16 protein-coding genes are annotated in these 22790 nt (G+C 62.6%); 4 read left to right on the top strand and 12 right to left on the bottom strand.

The window, feature by feature from the left end:
- Positions 1–18 precede the first annotated feature (18 nt).
- Positions 19–1557: a glucose-6-phosphate dehydrogenase gene (locus CQ020_RS02550; protein ID WP_105690433.1), complete on the top strand. Its 1539-nt coding sequence runs from the start codon at positions 19–21 to the stop codon at positions 1555–1557.
- 89 nt (positions 1558–1646) lie between these two features.
- Here the strand turns inward: CQ020_RS02550 and CQ020_RS02555 are convergent, their stop codons facing one another.
- Positions 1647–1985, bottom strand: coding sequence for a P-II family nitrogen regulator (locus tag CQ020_RS02555; RefSeq protein WP_011775128.1), 339 nt, complete (start codon positions 1983–1985; stop codon positions 1647–1649).
- Positions 1982–3313 (bottom strand): ammonium transporter, encoded by a 1332-nt coding sequence (locus CQ020_RS02560; protein WP_105690434.1) that lies wholly within the window; start codon positions 3311–3313, stop codon positions 1982–1984. Before CQ020_RS02560 ends, CQ020_RS02555 begins: the two co-directional genes overlap by 4 nt.
- A gap of 276 nt (positions 3314–3589) precedes the next feature.
- Here CQ020_RS02560 and CQ020_RS02565 point away from each other — a divergent pair, with 276 nt between their 5' ends.
- Complete coding sequence (locus CQ020_RS02565) at positions 3590–4810, top strand: MFS transporter (RefSeq protein ID WP_105690435.1); 1221 nt, start codon at positions 3590–3592, stop codon at positions 4808–4810.
- A 78-nt stretch (positions 4811–4888) separates the two neighbouring features.
- Here the strand turns inward: CQ020_RS02565 and ftsY are convergent, their stop codons facing one another.
- Positions 4889–6094: a signal recognition particle-docking protein FtsY gene (gene ftsY / locus CQ020_RS02570; RefSeq protein ID WP_105690436.1), complete on the bottom strand. Its 1206-nt coding sequence runs from the start codon at positions 6092–6094 to the stop codon at positions 4889–4891.
- A 20-nt stretch (positions 6095–6114) separates the two neighbouring features.
- Positions 6115–9693: a chromosome segregation protein SMC gene (smc, locus tag CQ020_RS02575; protein WP_181151749.1), complete on the bottom strand. Its 3579-nt coding sequence runs from the start codon at positions 9691–9693 to the stop codon at positions 6115–6117.
- A 349-nt stretch (positions 9694–10042) separates the two neighbouring features.
- Here smc and CQ020_RS02580 point away from each other — a divergent pair, with 349 nt between their 5' ends.
- Positions 10043–14947: a DUF4082 domain-containing protein gene (locus tag CQ020_RS02580; protein WP_105690437.1), complete on the top strand. Its 4905-nt coding sequence runs from the start codon at positions 10043–10045 to the stop codon at positions 14945–14947.
- A gap of 33 nt (positions 14948–14980) precedes the next feature.
- On the opposite strand, the gene CQ020_RS02585 is transcribed toward CQ020_RS02580, so the two are convergent.
- From CQ020_RS02585 to coaD, 8 genes are all read right to left on the bottom strand, one after another.
- The gene (locus CQ020_RS02585) at positions 14981–16009 is read right to left on the bottom strand and encodes a PD40 domain-containing protein (protein ID WP_105690438.1); all 1029 of its coding nucleotides are present in this window, start codon (positions 16007–16009) and stop codon (positions 14981–14983) included.
- Positions 16006–17247: an MFS transporter gene (locus CQ020_RS02590; protein ID WP_105690775.1), complete on the bottom strand. Its 1242-nt coding sequence runs from the start codon at positions 17245–17247 to the stop codon at positions 16006–16008. Before CQ020_RS02590 ends, CQ020_RS02585 begins: the two co-directional genes overlap by 4 nt.
- Before the next feature lie 80 nt (positions 17248–17327).
- The gene (locus CQ020_RS02595) at positions 17328–18071 is read right to left on the bottom strand and encodes a hypothetical protein (RefSeq protein ID WP_105690439.1); all 744 of its coding nucleotides are present in this window, start codon (positions 18069–18071) and stop codon (positions 17328–17330) included.
- Positions 18072–18251: 180 nt separating this feature from the next.
- Entirely contained in the window at positions 18252–19223 is a 972-nt protein-coding gene (gene mutM, locus CQ020_RS02600; protein WP_105690440.1) for a bifunctional DNA-formamidopyrimidine glycosylase/DNA-(apurinic or apyrimidinic site) lyase, read from the bottom strand.
- 5 nt (positions 19224–19228) lie between these two features.
- Entirely contained in the window at positions 19229–19939 is a 711-nt protein-coding gene (rnc, locus tag CQ020_RS02605; RefSeq protein WP_105690441.1) for a ribonuclease III, read from the bottom strand.
- 23 nt (positions 19940–19962) lie between these two features.
- Positions 19963–20166: a 50S ribosomal protein L32 gene (rpmF, locus tag CQ020_RS02610; protein ID WP_011775139.1), complete on the bottom strand. Its 204-nt coding sequence runs from the start codon at positions 20164–20166 to the stop codon at positions 19963–19965.
- Positions 20167–20199: 33 nt separating this feature from the next.
- Positions 20200–20727 (bottom strand): DUF177 domain-containing protein, encoded by a 528-nt coding sequence (locus CQ020_RS02615; RefSeq protein WP_017199628.1) that lies wholly within the window; start codon positions 20725–20727, stop codon positions 20200–20202.
- A 166-nt stretch (positions 20728–20893) separates the two neighbouring features.
- Positions 20894–21394 carry a pantetheine-phosphate adenylyltransferase gene (coaD, locus tag CQ020_RS02620; protein WP_062068952.1) on the bottom strand — a complete coding sequence of 167 codons (501 nt, stop codon included), beginning with the start codon at positions 21392–21394 and terminating at the stop codon, positions 20894–20896.
- 35 nt (positions 21395–21429) lie between these two features.
- Here coaD and CQ020_RS02625 point away from each other — a divergent pair, with 35 nt between their 5' ends.
- Positions 21430–22695 carry an aminotransferase class I/II-fold pyridoxal phosphate-dependent enzyme gene (locus CQ020_RS02625; protein WP_105690442.1) on the top strand — a complete coding sequence of 422 codons (1266 nt, stop codon included), beginning with the start codon at positions 21430–21432 and terminating at the stop codon, positions 22693–22695.
- Positions 22696–22790 lie beyond the last annotated feature (95 nt).

The following is a 22790-nucleotide window of genomic DNA, read 5'->3' on the forward strand; positions in this document are numbered from 1 at the left end:
TCTTTCGATGGTCTGCGAATGGCGGCCAATGCGGCACGCCATAGTCCTGATCATTCTTGCCCCGGCAAAGGTGCCTCAGCCAACAAAGCTGAATCGACTACGGGACTCGACTATCTAGGGTACCAAGTCGCACCTGCAAGATGGCATGCTGGCACAGTGACCAGCAAAACAACTGTAAAAACGTTGCTCATCCTCGGCGCGTCCGGGGACCTGACAGGCAGGCTGCTTCTGCCCGGACTGGCCGGGCTCCTGGCTTCCGGCAAGGCGCCCGGCCTTCGTTTGGTGGGGGCGGGTTCTGACCCGTGGTCCCCTGAACAGTGGCAGGAACGCGTCAATACGGCCTTCGCTGCGGCATCAAGTGCCGCTGACGAATCAGGCCGCGCAGACGTAGCTGCCGTTGCGGCAACCACCGAATACCATCAGGTGGATGTCACCGCTGACGGCCCGTTGGCCGATCTGCTGGCCCGGCTGGAGGGTCCGGTTGCCATCTACTTCGCCTTGCCGCCCCACGTCAGCCAGAAGGCCTGCGAGGTTCTCCACCGGGATCAACTGCCCCCGGGAACTCGCTTGGTGATGGAAAAACCGTTCGGCTCCGGAACGGAATCTGCGCATGAGCTCAACAAGACCCTCGCCGCGCTGGTCCCCGAGGACCACATCCACCGCGTGGACCATTTCCTGGGTAAAGCCACGGTACTGAACATCCTGGGGCTGCGTTTCGCCAACAGGTTCCTGGAGCCGGTATGGAACCGGGACCACATTGAGAAGGTGGAGGTCATCTTTGACGAGGACCTGGCACTTGAGGGCAGGGCCCGTTACTACGACACGGCCGGCGCCCTTCGCGACATGATTCAGAGCCATCTCCTGCACATCATGGCTTTCCTTGCGATCGATGCCCCGGCCACCATCGAGGAACGGGACCTGCGTGACGCCGTGGCTACGGTCCTGCGGGCCAGCAGCATCAAAGCCCCATACACCGGCTCCACTCGCCGCGCCCGATACACCGCGGGAACGCTCGGGGAACGGACGGTGCCGGACTACGCTGCCGAGGAAGGCGTGGACCCTTCCCGCAACACCGAAACCCTGGCCGAGGTCCGGGTGGAGATAGACAACTGGCGGTGGAAGGGCGTCCCGTTCATCCTTCGCTCCGGCAAGGCACTGGGACAGCGGCGCAAGGAAGCCGTGATCACCTTCCGGCCTGTCCCCCACCTGCCCAAGGGATTCTCCGGCGTGGACTCTCCCAACCAGCTGCGGATCGGATTCGGTCCGGATGTACTCCAACTCGACGTCGATGTGAACGGCCCCGGCGACATCTTCACGCTGGACCGCGCAAGTTTGGTGGCCCAGCTCAACGCGGCCGGAATGCTCCCCTACGGTGAAGTGCTGGAGGGCATCCTCAACGGCGATCCCTTGTTGTCCGTTCGCGGTGATACTGCCGAGGACTGCTGGCGGATCATCGAGCCGGTCCTCCGCGCCTGGGAGGCCGGCGACGTCCCCCTGGAAGAGTACGACGCCGGCAGCGCGGGGCCGGCGAGCTGGCCCACCGACGTCGTGGGCTAAAGACTGATGGCGCATCAAAGACAGCGTTAAGACCGAAAGCGGGCCGGGTACCTTGACTGGTACCCGGCCCGCTTCGCTGCGTCAGGGACTTAGATTGCGGCCGCGCCGCGCTCCCCGGTCCTGACCCGGACTGCTTCGTAAACATCCACTGTCCAGACCTTGCCGTCACCGGCGCGGCCCGTATTTGAGCTGGCGATGAGGACATCCAGGATGTCGTCTGCCTGCTCGTCTGTGGCGAGGACCTCGATCCGGATCTTCGGCAGCAGATCCACGTTGTACTCTGCTCCGCGGTACACCTCGGTGTAGCCGCGCTGCCGGCCGTAGCCGCTGGCCGCGCTGACCGTCAGGCCCTGGACCCCGTATGATTCGAGGCCTTCCCGGACTGCTTCAAGCTTTTCGGGACGGACGATCGCTGTGATGAGCTTCATGCCTGGACACTCTCCTTGCCTTCTGCGGGGGTCTTGGCTGCAGCGGGATCGGACTTTCCGGTCATGGCATTGTGCAGCGGCTGGAAGCTGCCACCGTGGCCGTTGACTCCGAACTCGTAGGCCGTCTCAGCGTGGAGGCTGAGGTCGACGCCCACGTTCTCCTGCTCGGTGGAGACCCTGAAGCCCATGGTCTTGTGGATGGCGAAGGCGATGATGGCCGTCATGATGGCCGAGAACGCAATTGCGATACCGGCCGCTGCGAGCTGTGCCCACATCTGGGTCCAGCCGCCGCCGTAGAAGAGACCGCCACCCACGCCGTCAGTGGACTTGGCGATGAAGCCAAGCGCTACGGTGCCGATGATGCCGGAGACGAGGTGAACGCCTACGACGTCCAAGGAGTCATCGAAGCCCCAGCGGAACTTCAGGCCGACCGCCAAGGCAGAGGCAACGCCGGCGACTACACCCAGGCCGAGGGCACCAGTGGGGTCCACGTTTGCGCAGGCCGGGGTAATGGCTACCAGGCCGGCTACAACACCGGATGCTGCGCCGAGCGAGGTCGGGTGGCCGTCACGAATTCGTTCGGTGATGAGCCAGCCGATCATGGCTGCCGCGGGGGCTGCCAGTGTGTTGATCCAGATCAAGCCCGCCTGCTCTGCGGTGGTAGCTGCGCCACCGTTGAAACCGAACCAGCCGAACCAGAGAATTGCAGCGCCCAGCATCACGAAGGGGATGTTGTGGGGACGGTGGTTCGGGTCCTTGCCGAAGCCGCGGCGGTTACCGATGATGAGGACCAGAACCAAGGCCGCAACACCTGCGTTGATGTGAACTACGGTGCCTCCGGCAAAGTCAATGGCCGGGCCGAGGGCCTTGCCGATTGCGCCTTCGGGGCCGAAGAGGCCGCCGCCCCAGACCATGTAAGCCAGCGGGCAGTAAACCAGGGTGACCCAGACCGGAACGAAGAGGCTCCAGGCGCCGAACTTGGCGCGGTCAGCGATGGCGCCGCTGATGAGGGCTACGGTGATGATGGCGAACGTTGCCGCATAGCCAATCTTGATCATCGCGTCCGGGGTGGTTTCAACTCCCATAAGACCGAAGGAAGCGAACGGGTTGCCCACGATCTCCAAGAAGCCTTCGCCGGAGCTCATTGATGCGCCCCACAGCACCCAGACAACTCCGACGATTCCGATGGAGATGAAGCTCATCATCATCATGTTCAGGGCTGCTTTGGCGCGTGTCATGCCGCCGTAGAAAAATGCCAGACCAGGTGTCATGAACAGCACAAGCGCCGCCGCCACCATGACCCATACGTGACCTGCGGTAAGTTCCATGGTGCACGTTCCTCTCTTGCTAGATCTGCGGTTCAACCGCTGTCCTGACGCCGTTTGCGTCCTGCTTAAGAGTTTTGTGCCGCCGTGTTTCACCTGCGCAGGTTTTACATTGCGGGCTCGTTACAACAACCTCCCCAACGTAAATGGTGCATATCCCCGGTGTTACGGATATGTTTCAGGCGTCGGACTTCACCGGAAATACCCGGTTTTGGACCACATGCACCTCGTTAGCCTCAGAAGCATCACCGTTAATCTCACCTGAAGGACCAGCACCGTATGACCGAGTCGCCCAGATCCGTCAAAGCCCCAAGGATCAGGCCGGAGAAGACTCCTCTTCCGCGCGATATCAAGGTGATGTTGGCTGCGGCGTTCCTCATCGCCTTGGGCTTTGGCCTGGTGGCCCCGGTCCTGCCGCAGTTCGCCACCACCTTCGACGTCGGCGCCACTGCTGCCGCCGTCATTGTGAGTATCTTCGCGTTCATGCGGTTGGTCTTCGCACCTGCAGGCGGCGCCTTGATCGGACGGTTCGGCGAGCGGAACGTCTACGTCAGCGGACTGCTGATTGTGGCAATCTCCACTGCCGCATGCGCCTTCGCACAGGATTATTGGCAGTTGCTGATCTTCCGTGGTCTCGGTGGAGCCGGCTCGGTGATGTTTACTGTTGCCGCCATGGGACTGCTCATTCGCCTGGCACCACCGGAACGACGGGGTCGCGTGTCCGGTGCCTATGCCTCGGCCTTCCTGATAGGAAGTGTGCTGGGTCCGGTGGTGGGCGGTCTGCTGGCAGGCTTCGGCCTCCGGGTGCCTTTCCTGGCCTACGCTGGAGCGCTGTTGGTGGCCGCCCTGGTAGTTCGCACCCTGCTCAGCGGGGAAGGCAACGCAGCAGAGGACACCGCACCCGCGCCGGCCATGACGCTCAAGGAAGCCTTGGCGGATTCTGCCTACCGCGCTGCCATCATTTCGAGTTTCGGCAACGGCTGGGTGACGTTCGGCGTCCGGATGGCCACCATCCCGCTGTTCGCCGTCGCCGTCCTGCAGTCAGCGCCTGAGACCGCCGCATGGGCGCTGGCCATCTTTGCCGTGGGCAATGCCCTTGCACTGACGTTCAGCGGGCGGCTCGCTGATGCTTGGGGACGTAAGCCACTGCTGATCCCCGGTTTGCTCATCACGGGCGCGGCCACCGGCGTCATCGGGCTCACCACTGACCTGACGGGATTCCTGATCGCTTCCGCGGTGGCGGGTTTCGGCTCCGGATTGCTGGGCCCGGCGCAGCAGGCCGCCGTCGCCGATGTCATTGGCCGCGGCCGCTCGGGAGGAAAAGTACTGGCTATCTTCCAAATGGCGGCTGATACGGGCGCGATCGTCGGTCCGATCGTGGCCGGGCTGCTCGCTGACCGCCTCGGCTACGGCTGGGCGTTCGGCATCACAGGAGGCGTGCTGCTCCTTACCGCTGTGGCTTGGCTGCCCGCCCGGGAACCCCTTAAACCCAAAAACTGACCGGCAGCAGTGGTTGATCTGAGTTTCAGAACAACAACTGCTGCCAGCCAGCTTTGTGCGATGCGTTTGTGCGGAGTGCTAGTTGAGCAGTGCGTCCACGAAGCTTTCGGCGTCGAACGGTGCGAGGTCGTCCGGGCCTTCGCCCAAGCCAATGAGCTTCACGGGGACACCCAGCGACTTCTGGATGGCCACAACAATGCCGCCCTTGGCAGTTCCGTCCAGCTTTGTCAGCACGATGCCGGTGATGTTCACCACCTCCGCGAAAACGCGGGCCTGGTTGAGGCCGTTCTGTCCGGTGGTGGCGTCCAGGACCAGCAGGACCTCGTCCACTTCGGCCAGCTTCTCAATGACCCGCTTGACCTTGCCGAGCTCATCCATCAGGCCGGTCTTGTTTTGCAGGCGTCCTGCGGTGTCAACCATGACGACGTCGACCTCCTGGTCGATGCCTGCTTTCACGGCTTCGTAGGCCACGGAAGCGGGATCGGCTCCGTCGATGTCGGACTTGACCGTGGGCACACCCACGCGCTGTCCCCACGTGGCCAGCTGCTCGGCAGCAGCAGCTCGGAAAGTATCAGCGGCGCCCAACAGGACGTCCTTATCTTCGGCTACCAGCACACGTGCCAGCTTGCCCACTGTGGTGGTCTTGCCAACGCCGTTCACCCCAACAACAAGCACGACGGCGGGTCGGTCGCCTTTGCGCTCGACGTTCAAGGAACGGTCCATCCCTGGATCAACCAGCTTGATGAGTTCCTCACGGAGCATCGCCTTGACGTCCTCGGGGCTTCGGGTGCCCAACACCTTGACGCGCTCACGCAGGGCGTCGACCAACTGCATGGTGGGTTCAGTGCCAAGGTCGGCCAGCAGGAGTGTCTCTTCCACCTCGTCCCAGACGTTTTCGTCGATCTTGTCGCCCGACAACAGAGCCAGGAGACCCTTGCCCAGGATGTTGTTGGACTTGATCAAGCGGGCGCGAAGGCGGGTGAGCCTGCCTTCCACCGGCGCCGGAGTGTCAATGGCGATTGTTTCGAGCCCGGCGGCGTCATCCGGGACATCAGTGTCCTCCACCGTCCCGTCGAAGGTGGGAGCTGGCGCCTTCACCGCATCCGGGCGGTCCTCCACAAGGGTTCCGCCGCCTGCTGCCGATGACTGGACGGGATCGTTCGCGTCGCGTGTTCCGGGGTACTTGGCGCCGGTCTTCCGGGCTTTCAAGAGTACCGGCACGAGTCCGCCGACCACTACGAGCGCAGCGAGAATGGACAGAATTATGGGTAGGAAATCGTTCACTCCCCTACCTTCTCATAAAGCTATGCCCCGGCACCGAGCCTCTGGCTGATGACGGTTGAGACGCCGTCGCCCCTCATCGTCACTCCGTAAAGCGCGTCCGCCACTTCCATGGTGCGCTTCTGGTGGGTAATCACAATCAACTGGCTGGACTCCCGCAGTTCCTCAAAGATGGTGATGAGCCGTCCCAGGTTGGTATCGTCCAACGCCGCCTCCACTTCGTCCATGACATAGAACGGCGAGGGACGTGCTTTGAAGATGGCCACCAACAGGGCCACTGCAGTGAGTGAGCGTTCACCGCCGGAGAGCAGCGAAAGCCTCTTGATTTTCTTGCCTGCCGGCCGCGCCTCCACTTCAATCCCGGTATTGAGCATGTCGTCAGGGTCAGTAAGGACCAACCTGCCTTCACCGCCGGGAAAGAGCCTGGCAAAGACGTGGTCGAACTGGGCTGACGTGTCAGCAAAGGCTTCCGTGAAAACCTGCTGGACCCGGTTGTCCACCTCTTTGATGATGTCCAACAAGTCTTTGCGGCTGGATTTGAGGTCCTCGAGCTGTGAGCTCAGGAACTGGTGCCGTTCTTCCAGTGCGGCGAACTCTTCCAACGCAAGCGGGTTGACTTTGCCAAGAGCCGCGAGCTCGCGCTCGGCCTTCTTCAGCCTCTTCTCCTGCTCCGCCCGGACGAAAGGAATACCCTCCATGATGGTCTCGCCGTTTTCATCAACGGGCGCCCGTAGTTCAGCCCACTTGTCCGTGACGGTTCCAGGTGGCAGGGGAACCGGTTGATCAGGACCATAATCGGCAATGAGTTGTTCGGCAGAGAGTCCCAGTTCTTCAATGGACCGCGCTTCCAAGGCCTCGATGCGTAGCCGCTGCTGCGTCCGCGCCATCTCATCCCGGTGCACCGAGTCTGTCAGTTCGGCAAGCTCCCGCGCCAAGGCGTCGTTACTGGAGCGGACCTCGGCGAGTTCCTTCTCCAGCTGCTCCCGCTTTTGCTCGGCAAGGTCACGATCGTAACCGGCCAAATCCACGGAGATGTCGATGAACCTGAGCGTCTGCTCCACCGCTGACGCGACCGCCGCCGCACGCTGAGCCTGGGCGCGTCGGCGTTGCGCGCGTCGAGCGGCCTCTTCACGGGCACGGCGTTCGGTCGCTGCTGCCCGCTCAAGCGATGCCGCCCTGTTGCTGATGGCGCCCAGCTGCTCCTCGGAAGTCCGGAGGGCAAGCCGGGCTTCGGTTTCCACAGCCCGGGCAGTCCTGGCTTGGGCAGCGAGTTCGTCCCGCTGATCCGTGGACGGTTCCTCGTCCGGTGCTTCCTGGGCTGCGGCGAGGCGTTCCGCGGCGACTTCCAGGTCGAGCTGCGCTTCTGCGATGTTGGCTTCAGCCTTGGCCATGGACGCAGCGAGCCTTTCACTTTCTCCAACGGCGCTGCGAAGAACGGAGTTCAGATGACCCAGGCGCTCAGCTACAGCTGCAAGGCGGGCATCCGATTCATGAAGGCGCTCCAGCGCGGCGTCTGCGCGGTCCTGGGCCTCGGCACGGCGTGCTTGAGCCCCGGCCAAGGTGAAGCGTCCACGTTCCAGGCGGGCCGTGACCTCCTGGAGCCGGGCAACGGCGTCGTCCACTGCCGCCTGAACTTCAAGCAGCGACGGCGCAGTGGCCGATCCACCGGTGATTGTCAGAGAGGTGAGGACGTCACCTTCACGTGTGACGGCACTGATGTCGGGTTGTTCGGCGATGAGAGCTGCCGCTGTGTCCACATCATCAACGACGGCGATACGGGCCAGGAGCCCCAGCGCGCCCTGGGCAGCTGGATCAGTAATACGGACGACGTCGGCTGCCCAACGGCTACCTGCGGGCAGCGCGGGGTTTGCACGAAGATCTTCGCCTGCGGCGGCACTTCCGGCAAGAATCAGTGCTGCCCGTCCGGCGTCGTCATCCTTCAGTCTGCGGATGGCTGCCAGGGCGCTGTGGGTATCGGCAACCACCAAGGCGTCCGAGGCGCTGCCCAAGGCGGCAGCCACTGCAGCCTCGTATCCCGGCTCGATGGTGACCAAAGCCGCCAAAGGTCCAAGGACACCTTCGGCTGTCAAGAGACTTCCGGACCCGTCCTTGCGGTTGAGCCCAAGTTGAAGGGCATCGCGTCGAGCCGTCAGGGAGTCCCGTTCACGGACAGCTTCCCGTTCAGCGGCCTTCAGCTCCTCAATTTCCTTGATGACTGCATCCAGGACGTCGTTGGCATTCTCGTAATCGGCGTCGAGGCTTTCCTCGCCGTCCTCGACGCCGGCCACTTGTGACTCCAGTGCAGTGAACTCGCTCTGGGCCTTGCGACGCCGGTCATCACCGGACGCCAGAGATTCCCTGAGGCGACCACGTTCGGCCTCGGCAGCTTCAGCCCGGGATCTGGCCGCCGCCACCTGGCCCGCCAATTTGGCCAGCCCCTCCCTCCGATCGGCTGCAGCCCGCAACATGGCCGTGAGGCGCTTGTCCTCCGCAGCTGCGAGCGCCTCGGCCGAGTCCTTCGCGACCGTTGCCTCCAGGAGAGCCGCCTGCTTGGCAAGGATGTCGTGTTCAAGGGTGGCCTGTTCCTCACGTACCCGGGCAGCCTGGCGCTCAAGGTGTTCGGGGTCGCGTCCAGTATCCGGGGAGGCTTCCGCGGAACCCAGAAGCCTCCTGCGTTCGGTGGCCAGGGATCCGAGGGAGCGCAGCCTTTCACGGCTTGCTGAGAGCTGGTACCAATCCTCGCGTGCGGCGTTGAGTCGCGGGGTGGCTTCGGCGGCCTGCTGTTCCAGTGCAGCTTGGCGTCGCCTGCCCGTGCCAAGTCCTGCCTCAACCACTTGGCGGCGCTCTTTGAGGGCGGCTTCGTCGGCAACGTCCTTTTCAAGGGTGGTTGTGAGGTGAACGAGGTCGTCCGCAAGGAGCCGGGCGCGGGCATCCCGGACGTCGAACTGGACTGTTTGGGCGCGGCGGGCTATCTCCGCCTGTTTGCCCAACGGAGTCAGTTGCCGCCGTATCTCAGCCGTGAGGTCTCCGAGCCGCGCGAGGTTGGCCTGCATGGCTTCGAGCTTGCGGACAGTCTTTTCCTTGCGGCGGCGGTGCTTGAGGATTCCCGCTGCTTCTTCGATGAAACCGCGGCGGTCCTCGGGGGTCGCGTGGAGCACGCGGTCCAGTTGGCCTTGTCCCACAATGACGTGCATTTCCCGGCCCAAGCCGGAATCGGAGAGGAGTTCCTGAATGTCCAAGAGCCTGCAGGGTGCGCCGTTAATGGCGTATTCGGACCCGCCCGTCCGGAAGAGGGTCCGGGAGATGGTCACTTCGCTGTACTCGATGGGGAGCGCGTTGTCTGCGTTGTCGATAGTCAAGGCGACATGTGCCCTGCCCAAAGGTGGCCGGCCCGAGGTACCTGCGAAGATGACGTCTTCCATCTTGCCGCCGCGGAGGGTTTTGGCGCCCTGCTCCCCCATAACCCAGGCCAAGGCATCCACGACGTTGGATTTGCCCGATCCGTTGGGGCCGACGACGGCGGTGACGCCGGGCTCAAAGTCGAAGGTCGTGGCCGACGCAAACGACTTGAATCCTCGGACAGTCAAACTTTTCAGGTGCAAGGCGCTTCGGTTCTCCTGGATGGCCCGGGTGTCTGTATCCACTAAATCTACTGCGGTTTGCACGAAATCTGCGGATCTGAAAGCGGAAGCCCTTGCGGGCGGCATGCCACACCCCTACACTCCTGCCAAGGGTTACTTGGCGGATTCGTTCCTGTGGTCCGGCTTCGGCTTGAACTTCTGTTCGGTCATTGCCGGGTCCGGTCCCGTTCTTGGGAACGTTCATCCGCGCCAACCCTGAGTTTCACAACTGAAGATCTTGGTTTGACCCTGGCTGGGGAGCGGCAAGCAGGGGCTGCGCTTAATTGCGTGGCCCTGTCTTAGCAATCGGCGTACCACTCCAGGAGTTCTCATGCCCGGTCCTTCAGCTACCCAACCGCAGCGGGTCTTCAAGGGTTTCCTTGTGCCTTTGGTGCTTGCCATGGTGGCGGCCCTGCTGCCGCTTTCAGCACCGGCAGCAGTTGCGGCAGGGCCGTGCGATCCCGTGGTGAACCTCGTGGCGTGCGAGAACTCCAAGGCTGGAAGTCCGCCTTCCGAATGGGATATCGGTGGCGCCGGTGATGACAGCATTCAGGGCTTCTCCACCGAGATCAGCGTGAACGCGGGGCAGCCCATCCGTTTCAAGGTGGATACGAGCGCACCCAGCTACACCATCGCGATTTATCGCACAGGCTGGTACGGCGGCCTGGGCGCGCGCAAAATCGCTGACGTGACGCCGTCGGTCCTGCGGCAGAACCAGCCCGCCTGCCGTAGTGACCTCACGACTGAACTCTATGACTGCGGCACGTGGGCGGTGTCCGCGACGTGGCAGGTACCGGCTACCGCCGTCTCAGGGGTCTATGTCGCTTTGCTGAAGCGGCCCGATACCGGGGCGAAGAGCCACATCACATTCATTGTCCGCAACGACGGCAACCGTTCTGCCGTGGTGTTCCAAACCGCGGACCAGACCTGGCAGGCCTACAACACCTATGGCGGCTCGGACTTCTATCAGGGGGCAGCCAACGGCAGGTCCTACAAAGTCAGTTACAACCGTCCCATCGCAACCCGTGGCGGGCCGGGAGGCAGGGACTTCTACTTCTCCAACGAGTACCCCATGGTGCGCTTTCTGGAGCAGAACGGATACGACGTCAGCTATATCAGCGGCCTTGATGCGAACAGCAATGGCGCCGAGCTGCTGAACCATAAAGTCTTCCTGTCCGTAGGCCACGACGAATACTGGTCAGGACCGCAGCGGGCCAATGTCACCGCTGCCCGGGACGCCGGCGTGAACCTGCAGTTCCTTTCCGGCAACGAAATGTACTGGCGCACCCGTTTTGAGCCTTCCACGGTTGACGGCGCAGCAAACCGTACCCTGACGTGCTACAAGGAAACCTGGGCGCATGCCAAGATCGACCCCAGCACGCAGTGGACAGGGACCTGGCGGGACCCGCGCTTCGCTTCACAAGCCAATGGGGGCGGACTACCGGAGAACGGACTGACCGGAACCCTCTACATGTCCAACCACTCGGACCTGCCGGTGACTGTGAATGCCGACGAAGGAAAAACCAGGCTATGGCGGAACACTTCCCTGGCCTCCTTGCCAGCTGGTTCATCAGCTGCCCTGGCCCCGCACACCGTGGGCTATGAATCCAATGAAGATCTGGATAACGGCTTCCGGCCAGCTGGCCTGGTCCGGCTCTCCACAACTGTGGGAAATGTTCCGGAATACCTTCAGGACTATGGCAACACGGTGGCCCCGGGAAGCACCACCCACAACGTGACGCTATACCGCGCAGCAAGCGGCGCCCTGGTCTTTTCCGCAGGCAGTGTCCAGTGGACCTGGGGCTTGGACCAGGAGCACGACGGCGATGGCGCACCGGCCGATGCCCGCATGAGGCAGGCTCAGGTCAATCTCCTCGCAGACATGGGTGCCCAGCCTGCCACGCGGGCTGCCGGCCTGGTTGCCGCGGCCCCCAGCACCGATACCACCAAGCCCACCACCACCATCTCTGCGCCGGCCAACGGCGCCACGGTACCTCACGGAAACAGCGTCACCGTGACGGGAACTGCCGCTGATGTTGGCGGCGTGGTGGCCGGCGTGGAGGTTTCAACAGATGGCGGCACCACCTGGCACCCAGCTCAAGGCAAGCAGAACTGGACCTACACGTACATCCAAAAGGGCCTCGCCACGGCAACAATCCAGGCCCGGGCCATTGACGATAGCGCCAATATCGGAGCAGCCACCGTCAGGAACCTCACCCTTAGCGGGCCCTACAGCGTCTTCGGCCAGGCAGTTCCCACTGTCAAGGACTCCGGGGACGGGGGCGCCTACGAGATGGGCCTCCGGTTTACGCCTTCCGTTGATGGATTCATCACGGGCGTCCGGTTCTACAAGAGCTCAGCCAACACCGGGACACACACCGGCTCCTTGTGGAGCTCCACAGGCGAGCGCCTGGCCACCGTCACCTTCACGAATGAGACGGCTTCGGGGTGGCAGTCCGCGCTCTTCACCCAAGCTGTGCCGGTAGCGGCCGGACAAAAGTACACCGTGTCCTACTGGGCACCGAATGGCCACTACTCCACCAAGGACTACCAGTGGGCGAGCTTCGGATCCACCGACGCCCCGCTGAAGGTGGCCGGTGGCTTCGGGGCTGAACCGGCAGGTGTCTACGGAACGTCCCAAGGCTTCCCCACCACGAGTTTCAACGGCGGTAACTACTTCGCCGACGCCCTGTTCAGCACGGTGGACAGCTCGCCGATGACCGTATCAGGCCACACACCGATTCCTTCGTCCTCCAGCGTTTCCGTCAATACCAAGGTGAGCGCAGTCTTCTCCAAGCCCGTCACTGCTGCCAGTGTCCAGCTGGCCCTGCAGTCGCCTTCCGGGCCGGTGGCAGGCACCACGGCGTACGACGCCGCCACGCGGCGGGCGACCTTCACGCCGTCGAACGCCCTTGCCTTCAGTACTCAATTCACCGCCACGTTGTCCGGCACTGATTCGGTGGGAGGGCCGGTCACTGCTGGAGGGACGTGGACGTTTACCACGGCAGCAACCTTGCCAGTCCCGGGTGCCTGCCCCTGCAGCCTCTTTGACGACTCGGTCACGCCCGGTATTGCCGAACTGCGGGAAGGGGTGCCCCTGACGCTCGGCGTAAGGTTCTCCAGCGTCTCTGCCGGTGAAGTGCTGGGCATCCGCTTCTACAAGTCGGCAGGCAACACAGGCACCCACAATGGCGCGCTCTATTCAGCCGCCGGCCAGCAACTGGCAACAGTCGCTTTCACGAATGAAAGCGCCTCCGGCTGGCAAACGGCGATGTTCAGCCAACCTGTTCAAATGGCTGCAAACACGGACTACATCGTGTCTTACAAATCGCTGACAGGCACCTATTCGGCCACGGCCAACGGGTTCGGTTCCGGGATGAGCGTGGGCCCGCTCCGGGCTGCCTCTGATGCCGGCGCCTATACCTATAGCGGTGATTTCGCCTCCGCACGCTCCACCACCAGCTATCTGGTGGACGTAGTGGTCAACGTCCCCAACGCGCCGTTCACTGTCGGCTCACACTCGCCGCTGCCCAACGCGGCCAGTGTCCCCCTGAGCTCTGCGGTCAGCGCAGTGCTTTCAGAGGCAGCGGTCGCCTCCAGCGTCACACTGGGGGTCAAGGTCACCGGCGGAGCTGCGGTGGCAGGATCCACCACCTACGACCAAGCCACCCGCAAGGTCACGTTCACCCCTGCTGCCCCGTTGACCGCAGGGACTTCGTACACGGCAACAGTTACTGCAACCGCTGTGTCAGGGCAGCCGATGTCAAGCGGGGGCACGTGGACTTTCACCACCGTTCCGGCTCCTCGGACGCCCGGAATTTGCCCCTGCACGCTCTTCCAGGACACGGTGACTCCAACGACTCCGGATGCGAATGATGGCGTCCCGTTGTCCCTGGGAGTCCGGTTTGCCAGTGACACCGCCGGGCAAGTCACCGGGGTGCGGTTCTACAAGGCGGCCGGCAACACCGGAACCCACACCGGCTCGCTGTACACAACCACCGGGCAGCTGCTGGCTACAGTTACCTTCGCCAATGAATCCAGCTCAGGCTGGCAGACGGCTACCTTCAGCCAGCCAGTGAGCATCGAGTCAGATACAGAGTACGTGGTTGCCTACAAGTCTCCCACCGGCAAGTACTCCTACAGCGCCGGTGGATTTGGTGCCGGCCTGACGAGTGGTCCGCTGCGTGCGGCCGCGGATTCCGGGGCCTTCGCCTACAACGGTGACTTCCCCAATGCTTCCTCCACGGCCAACTATCTGGTGGATCTGGTGTTCACGGTGACCACACCGCCACTGACCATTTCCGAGCAGGTTCCGGCGCCGGGCGCCACCGGTATACCGGTGGACGTCAAACCGTCCATTACCTTCTCATCGGCTATACGGCCAGGCGCTTCATTCACCCTCACGGCTAACGGCAGCCCTGTTGCCGGGACGGCGGCCCTTTCCACCGATAGCCGGAGCGTGACGTTCACTCCCACGGCGGCGCTGCCTGCCAGCACCGTGATTTCCGCAAGCGTGACAAACGTTGTGTCCCAGCAAGGGCAGGCTTTCCCCACCACGGCCTGGCAATTCACCACTGCGGCGCCGGCGGTGCAACTATCCACGATCTTTGGATCGCTGGTTCCACAGGTTGCCGCGAACGCCGACTTCCTGTCAGTGGAACTGGGTACCGCCTTCACGGTGTCCCAAGCCGGGAATGTGACAGGCATCCGCTTCTACAAGGGTTCGGGCAACACGGGGACCCACGTGGGATCGCTCTGGAACTCGGCCGGCACCCGCCTGGCGCAAGTGACCTTCACCAACGAGACAGCCACAGGGTGGCAAACCGCCACCTTGGCAACACCCGTGGCACTGGTAACCGGCCAAACCTATGTGGTGTCCTACCGGGCACCGAACGGCCGATACTCCTCGACAGCAGGGTTCTTCAACCAGACCTGGAACAGCGGGGTCTTCACCGCCACCGGCCCGAACAACGGACGGTACCGGTATGGCTCGGGAGGCGTGATGCCCACCAGTTCTTGGAACGCCACGAACTACTTTGTTGACGTGGTGTACTCCACCACCGCTCCTGCCCAGCAGCAAGCTGCGCCGACGGCCACAGCCACTCCAACTGCCACACCAACAGGGACGGCCGCACCGAGTCCAACTCCTACGGCCACGCCGACCGCAACGCCAAGTCCGTCACCAAGTCCCACTCAGTCCGGCGGATTGCTTTGCGGGTTGCTGAGGGTCTGCTGACGATTTGCTGTGGCAGGTTGCATGTGACGTCGTTCAGCGGACGACGCTGGGCGACCACGCATGGGCGATGAACAGGCTGGGTTGGGAACCGGGTACGGTTCCCAACTTCCAGATGTTGCTGTCTCCGTCGGTGGATTCGTCAGCCAAACCGTAGAGAAGGTTTTGGTTATCCAGCCATTCGATCTGGTCATCAACGCTGCGCTTCTCTGAAAGCACGGTTTCCTGTCCAGTAGCGAGGTCCAGCACAGCTACGTTCCAATGAGCTGCCAGCGCCCCGCCGTCGTTCTTCTTGTACGCAATCCGTTGACCGTCCGGCGAGATGGACGGACACTCCACATGATCGTGAATGGCGGTCAGGGTCTTTGCGGACAGGCTGCCCCGGACCAGCCAGATGCGTCCTGAGGAAGCGGCCGTGGCGTAGAAAACGTCACTCTGGCCCGGAGCGAACGTCACACCCCAAATGTTCCGGTCCGTGGTAACAAGCCGCTCACCGTTCACCATCAAGGCAAAGTCCTCGAGATTCCCGGAGGTGCCCTCCGGAAGCATGATCTCGGTGGCCGTGGAAAAGCCGGACGTGGCGTACGAGTGGCCCGAGACGAACACCGTGGTGGCAATCATGGAACCGTCGGCGCTGATGCGGGTCCTACTGGGTATCCCGGGAACCGGCCAGGCCCGTTGCTGATCCCAGTTGCGATCCAGGACAGCAGCTTCAAACGCCGTTACCAAGCCCCGGTTTGTTTTCAGGCACACTACTTTCTCCCGCGTCCCGTAGACGCGATCGCATTCCTGCCCACTCACCGCCCGGGGTCCGCCAGGGGACGCCAGCGGGACTGTGGCGGCGTTGCCATAGCCTTGGCCCGACGCTGTGTTCCGGAAGAGAATGAATGAGCCGGCCGGAAGCGGCTGGCTCGCTGTGACGCCCACCGACGACGCCGCATTTCTGCTCTCTTCGAATCGCTGGTAAGCCCCCACTGCGTAAATACCCGCCGCCACCAAGACCAGGGCCGTGACGGCAAGGAGGGCACCCCACCGCAGCTTACTTTCAGCGAGCGCACCGGTCATGCGCCATTACCCGCGTCATCCGGGTCACTCATGTCCACTGCCGGGGCAACCCGGGCGCCTCGAAGGATGAAGGCGACAGCCACAACAGCGCAAGCCAGCAATCCGCCCGCCACCACCATGGCCGTTGGTGCACCAACTGCGTACCACAGCACACCAAAACCAGCCGAAGCAACCATCCTGGTGAGGGCAACGACTGTCTGTGCGGAAGCGATGCCCGTGGCAAGTTTCCCCGGCGGTGTCAGTTGGCTGGCCAACGCCGCCAGGACGCCGTCAGTGGCTGCGTAGAACGCTCCCAAAAGGATCAAGCAGCCGATGGTTGCCCACAGGCCTCCGAACGGCGCCGCTGCGAGGAAGTAGGTTGCCAGCAGTGCAAGGTGCCCACCCACGAACACCGGGATTCTCCCCACCCTGTCCGCGAGCCGGCCCAGCGGAATGGCGAACGCCAGGAACACCACGTTGGTGCCTACGAACAACAGCGGAAACCACTGGACAGCGAAAGAGTCCCGTGCCTGGAGCACCAGGTAGATGAAGCCGTCGCCAATGGTCACCAAGCCCAGAAGTCCGGCGGCAATCAGCAGCTTGCCCAGTCCCGGTTCCTTCAGGTGGCTCCAGGAAAAAGCGAAGAGCCGCCGGCCCTCGCGGTCCTCCACGCCCTGGAGGCCACGTGCCTTAATGTCCGGCACCACCAAGGCGAGGACGGCGACGCCAATGACCGCAAAGGCCAGAGACACCACAAACACCGTACTGAAACCGTTGGGGATCATCAGCAACACGAAGAAGGCAATCAACGGCCCGGCCGCAGCGCCAATGTTGTCCAGCATCCTGTGCACGCCAAAAGAGCGGGCCAGATGTTCAGGCTGCGCAGACACCGAGATGAGGGCGTCCCGCGGAGCGGTGCGGATGCCTTTGCCGATTCTGTCGCCGGTGACTATCGCCGTAATGGCCCAAAACCCGCCGGCAAAGAGGAAACCTATCCTGGCGAGCATTGATAAGCCGTAACCGGCCAAAGCTATCCGTTTGGGGTGGCCGCTGCGGTCGGCAGCCCAGCCGGCAGCGATCCTGACGATCGCGCTGGCCCCTTGGTTGATGCCGTCGATGAAGCCGAACGCAATGGTGGACAGGCCCAGGAAACCGGTCACATATAAGGGCAAAATCGCTGTGACCGACTCAGAGGAAACATCGGTCACCATACTCACAACGCCCAACCACAGAATGACCGGAGACAAACGGAACGGCACTTCGCTCGATAGTGCCGTTCGTGTTCCCTCCGGCTTGTCCCGTTTCCCGCGGTCCGAGAGTGAAATGTACATCGCTGCCCCTAGTCCGCCGCCGCGCGCAGGCTGCCCAAAAGCTGGAATCGTGAGGTACCCGTACCTGTAGTCGATACCGAAACCGTCACAGTATCCGTACCCCGCACGAACCGTTCGGCCATCGCTCCGTCCGCAGCCGGCGCCGCCTCGGACCAGAATCCATGGGCCACCAAGGACTGGCGGAAGGACGCCAGGACCTCCGCTTGTGGCTTGGCAATGATGCCATCTGCGGCGACCTGGAGTACATCACCGGACGTCGAGACTGACGTGGAGCCGATTGTTGTACCTTCGGGCAAAGTCAGGACTCCGGCCGGCCACCCGTCCACCACTTCACCGGAGGCGCTTCCCGGCTGAGGCAAGGAGCCGGTAATCAATGGCGCCGGGGCGGAAGGCGCGGGCAAACCGGTGGGTGTTGCCGTTACCGGCGGCAGGACCTCAAGGGGTTTCGCCGCCGCGGGGCCGCCGTCACCGCTGTTTCCTTCGCTGCTGTTTCCGCTGCCGCTGCCTTCAGTGCCCGACGTCGGGCTGCCGGACGCCGGGCTGCCGCTTGCCGCGCTGCCGGACGGAGCATCTGCGCCTGGAGTGGCTCCGCCCGAAGCGGCGGCGCTCGAGTCCGCCCTCGGACTGGATGTCGATGTGGTTGGGGCAGCAGAGGGCCCTGGCCTCCCAGCCATCTGGTCCAGAATGATGGCGACGGCGGCGATCAGCACGGCGAGGCAAACGCCTGCCAGTACCAGCCGCCGCGCCATCATGGCATGTCCGGAGTGAATGAGTTGCGTCGGTGTTGCCAGGCCGTTTCAGTAAGGACGGCGGGTAGAACTGACGCCACCCGCATTGTGGTGGCGTTGACATATGCGATGGCGGTTCGGAACGCCAAGCTGTTCATGGGGACAGTCTGCCATTGCCATCCCGATTCCGGAACAGTTTTGGACCTACCAACGTCCATTCCGCGGCCGCGGTTGGCACACCGGACAGGTATAGGAAGAACGGTTCATGAATTGTTCACGTTTTATGATGCTCCGCAGGCCTCTTGCCTCGCAGCGTCCGCACGGTTCACCAGCACGTCCATAGGCGTTGAGAGACCGGGCGAAGTATCCGGAATCGCCATTGACGTTGACGTACAGGGAGTCGAAACTTGTCCCCCCGGCGTCAAGGGCGGCGTTCATGACATCCCGCGCAGCCTCAACCAGCCGTTCCGCATCCGCCCTGCGAAGTGTGTCGGTTGCCCTGGCGTAGTGGAGACGGGCGCGCCACAGGGCTTCGTCCGCATAGATGTTGCCGATGCCGGAAATTACCGATTGATCCAGCAGCGCACGCTTCAGGCCTGTCTTGCGGCCTTTGATTTTCCGATAGAACGCGTCGAACGAGAAAAAGGGGTCCAGCGGATCCCTGGCAATGTGGGAGGCTTCCTCGGCGATCTCCGGCAGCGGCGTCTCGCCCAGGCCGCCAGGTCCGCCGTCGACTGTTGGCACCAGGGACGTCACGAACAGGCCGCCGAATATTCTCTGGTCGACGAACCGAAGTTGTTCAGGCATATGGTCAACGGCGCTGAGCCTGATTCTGACTTTGAGGTGCTTTTCATCCGCAACATCCGGGTCCTGCATAAGTAGCTGGCCGCTCATTCCCAGATGCGCCATCAGCGCCACCTTCGGGAGGTCTTCCTGCTTGATTCCGGGTTCAGGATCTGGCGACCCTGGCATGGCGAGGGGCATCCACAGGAACTTCCCCCGGCGCACAACGTCCAGCACGGTGGCGTCTTCAAGGTTACCGATGAAGTCCTCGGTACCAAGGGTGTGCCGGCGGATGGACCGTGGATCCAGGACGTCGACGCCGGTGATGGTACGGCCACGAACCCAACGGGCCAGGCCGCGGCGGACTACCTCTACTTCGGGAAGTTCAGGCATGTGGTCTATGAGGTGGCAGGACCAGTGTTGGTGGCGTCCAGGGCGGTCAGCGCACGCCAGGCATCAGCGGCAGCTTCCTGTTCCGCTTCCTTCTTGGAATGACCCGAGCCGCGGCCGAACGGCGTACCGCCAATATTCAGCACTGCCTCGAACGTCCGGGCGTGATCCGGCCCCGAGCCTTCAACGGCATAGTGGATGGCGCCCAGTTGCCGGCTCGCCGTAAGCTCCTGAATGCTCGTTTTCCAGTCAGTTCCAGCTCCGAGGGCACCGGCATCCTTCAGGAGCGGGCCCACCAAGCGCATGACCAGTTGACGTGCTGTCTCGATGTCGTTCGAGAGATACGTGGCGCCGATCAGCGCCTCCATGGTGTCAGCCAGGATCGAGGCTTTGTTTTTGCCGTCGGTCAGCTTCTCGCCTTGCCCGAGGTAAATGAACTCACCAACGCCGATCTCCCGGCCAATTCCGGCCAGGGCACGCGTACTGACGACGGCGGAACGTCGCTTGGCAAGCTCGCCTTCGGGCAGCGAGGGGTTCTCACGGTAAAGAGAATCGGTGACGGAGAATCCCAGGATGGAGTCGCCCAGGAACTCGAGGCGCTCGTTGGTGGGAATCCCGCCGTTCTCATACGCATATGAGCGATGTGTCAGAGCAAGACGAAGCGTCTCGGTGTCAATCGAGACACCGAGACGCTTCAGAAGCTCTTCAGTTGAAGACATCCTTAGTCAGCCAGTACGGCAGATTAGGCGTCGGCGACCTTGCGGCCCTTGTATTCAAGGAACAGCGCGGTGCCGGCAGAGTCAGTAACGACCTTTGCCTGGTGCGGCAGGCTGTAGGTAACCTGACCGTTTTCGATGGTCTTGACCAAGTTGGGGGCAGTTGCCTTCCACTGGGCACGGCGGGCGCGTGTATTTGCGCGAGACATTTTCCGCTTGGGAACAGCCACGGCTATCTCATTTCTCTCTTAGACGAACACTTACTAATCGGTTTGCCGGTCAGTCTTAGCCAGATCAGCTAGGGCAGCCCAGCGAGGGTCAATGACCTCGTGGTGGTGCCCCGGCTCGTCTTCCAGGCGCGCTCCGCATTCGGAACACAGGCCCTGGCAGTCTTCCCGGCACACCGGCTGGAACGGCAGCATAGTGACAACTGCGTCCCGCAACACCGGCTCAAGATCGATCAGATCGTACTCGACTCGACGTTGCTCTTCATCGTCTTCTTCGCCTGAAAGCTCAACGCCTTCATAGAAGAAAAGTTCTTGCACATTGACCTCAAGGTCATACGCAAGGGGATCCAGGCATCGACCGCATTCGCCGGTTACTTCGACGACGACGGTTCCGGATACCAGAATTCCTTCGTGTACGGCCTCAAGACGAAGATCCAGCTCGATATCCGAGCCTTCCTTTACGCCAATGAGCGCCACACCAAGGTCACTTGGCGCAGGTACATGCTCGTTGAGTGTCCGCATGGTCCCTGGACTACGTCCAAGGTCCTTGACTACCAGCGCCAAGGGCGAACTTGCATCTCGCTTAATGAGAACTCCTGTAGAACATATGACCGACGTACCATCTTAGCCTGATCACGCTCGAGGACTCAAACCGACGCCGGGCGCACGTAAATACACAGTGGTTTCAGCTTGGGGAACTCGGCGCTAAGGCGCAAGGTACCAGTCAAGCCTACCCCTTACGGGGCTGTTCCGTTGGCGGCTCGCCAGCGAGAAGCCTTTTCAGCACCGATTTGGGGACGAAGTCGGAGATGTCTCCTCCGAGGACGTTGATTTCTTTGATCAAGGTGGAGGAAAGGTGCAGGTAGTGCGCTTCTGCAGGCAGGAACACCGTTTCGACGCCGGTCAGCTGGCGGTTCATGGTGGCCATGGGAAGCTCGTAATCGAAATCCGAGGATGAACGCAAGCCCTTGACTATGGCTGAAACCCCCCGGTGGCGGCAGTACTCAGCCAAAAGCCCCTCGCCCATGGGCTCAACGATGATGCCCCGTAAGGAGGCCAGAGTTTCACGGGCCATCTCCATGCGGTCCTCAAGGCTGAACCTGTACTTCTTGGCGTAATTTGTGGACACGGCCACAATGACTTCGTCGAACAGCCCGGCGGCCCGGGCGATGACTTCGAGATGTCCGTTGTGGATGGGGTCAAAGGATCCAGGGCATACCGCGCGTCTCATGAGACGAACCTACCCCATGACTTTGCCGGGATACCATGGCTGACATGGCATCCGCAGGCAGCAGCCCTTCCTTGAATTTGAGCGCAGTCACCACCGAAGACGCCCGGCCGGCACCGTGGCAGCGGGCCGCCACAGGAGCCAATTTGCTCTCCCCGGAGGGAAATCTGGGAGTAACGATCTTCGAGGAAATGACCACCTTGGCGTTGTCCACCGGTGCCATCAACCTCGGCCAGGGGTTTCCGGATGAAGACGGCCCGGCCGAGATCAAGGCCGCTGCCCGGGCCGCCATCGCGGCAGGCGCCAACCAATACGCTCCCGGCAAAGGCGTGCCCGCACTTCGTGAAGCCATTGCCTCACACCAACAACGTTTTTACGGGCTGACCCCGGATCCGGACACCGAAGTCCTTGTGACAACGGGGGCAACAGAGGCCATCGCAGCCACCCTCCTGGCCTTCATCCAACCCGGCGACGAAGTCCTGACCTTCGAACCCTTCTACGACTCTTACGGGGCCATCATCGGCATGGCCGGTGGCCAGCACGTCACGGCTCCCCTGCTTGCCCCGGACTTCCTTCCCGACCTCGAGGTTTTGGAAGATTCGTTCAGCAGCCGGACCAAAATTGTCCTTCTGAACAATCCGCACAACCCCACAGGCGCAGTGTTCCCGGAGCCCGTCCTGGCCAGGATTGTGGAATTGGCGGCAAAGTACGGCGCCATCATTGTCAGCGACGAAGTTTACGAGCACCTCACCTTCGGAGTAGCGCACATCCCGATCACGTCACTGCCTGGCGCCGGCGAACGCACTATCACCATTTCCTCTGCCGGTAAGACCTTCTCCTTCACCGGTTGGAAGATCGGCTGGCTCACCGGACCCGAACACCTGGTAGCTGCGGTGCGCACCGTCAAGCAGTTCCTGACCTATAGCTCGGGCACCCCCTTCCAGAGCGCCATTGCCGTGGGCCTGGGCCTTCCCGACGAGTTCTATACAGGCATCGCCGCTACCCTTGGACACAAACGCGACATCCTCGCCGAGGGCCTGCGCACTGCCGGATTTGGCGTGTACAACCCGAGCGGTACCTACTTCATCAACGTCGACACAGCGCCCCTGGGCATCCTCGACTCGGTTGACCTTGCCAGGCGCTTGCCGGGGCTCGTTGGCGTGGCAGCCATCCCGGTTCCGGTGTTTTGCCATCCGGAAGGAGCCGAGCGCACACGCAGCCTGCTCAGATTCGCTTTCTGCAAGAAGACCGACGTCCTGGAAGAGGCCGCCGAACGGCTGGCCACCCTGAAGGACAGGCTCTGAACGCGGCGGGCTCCGGAGAGCACCAGGCATCACGCTTCCTCCGGACCACGGGACAACACGCCACGATCGAGGCCGACACCCTCGTTGAGGGCGCC

This window comes from Arthrobacter sp. MYb23, assembly GCF_002979775.1.
Taxonomy (GTDB): Bacteria; Actinomycetota; Actinomycetes; order Actinomycetales; family Micrococcaceae; genus Arthrobacter.